Origin of the sequence: Thermococcus sp. ES12 (assembly GCF_012027515.1) — an archaeon.
In the GTDB taxonomy this organism is placed as follows: Archaea; Methanobacteriota_B; Thermococci; order Thermococcales; family Thermococcaceae; genus Thermococcus; species Thermococcus barossii.
This window is the reverse complement of the sequence record NZ_SNUP01000107.1, coordinates 1-413: the sequence shown is the minus strand read 5'-3', so window position 1 is coordinate 413 and position 413 is coordinate 1. Positions and strand designations below refer to the sequence as shown.

Here is a 413-nt window from a genome sequence, read left to right as displayed (position 1 = left end):
GCACACAAAAGAACTTCTTTACCAATGGGCGGATAATATTAGAGAGGTTTTAGGAATAGAGCCAGGGCTTGTGGGAGATAATAACTGGGATGAGAAACCTGTAACTGTAGCCATGATACAAACCCTGCTTTCAAGAGGAGTTGACAAACTCAAAAAACAGTATGCAATTCTAATGTTTGACGAATGCCATAGGACTTCAGCCGCTGAAAAGTTCTATGAGCTTGGAATTAGCCTTCCCCAAAAATTTAGATTCGGATTATCTGCAACTCCCTGGAGAAGGATTAAGGGCGAGGAACTGAAGATAGAAGGAGCCATCGGACCGATTATTTATGAAATAAAGGCCGAAGATCTGATTAAAGAGAAGTTTTTGGCAAAGCCAAGATTCATGATAATAGGATACGAATCTTCAATGC

The 413-nt window shown here is 40.4% G+C and carries 1 protein-coding gene; it reads left to right on the top strand.

Translation table 11 applies throughout. The features are described from left to right. Positions 1-413, top strand: a 413-nt coding sequence (locus E3E37_RS11285) for a DEAD/DEAH box helicase (RefSeq protein WP_167717441.1), incomplete at both ends; no start/stop codon positions are given.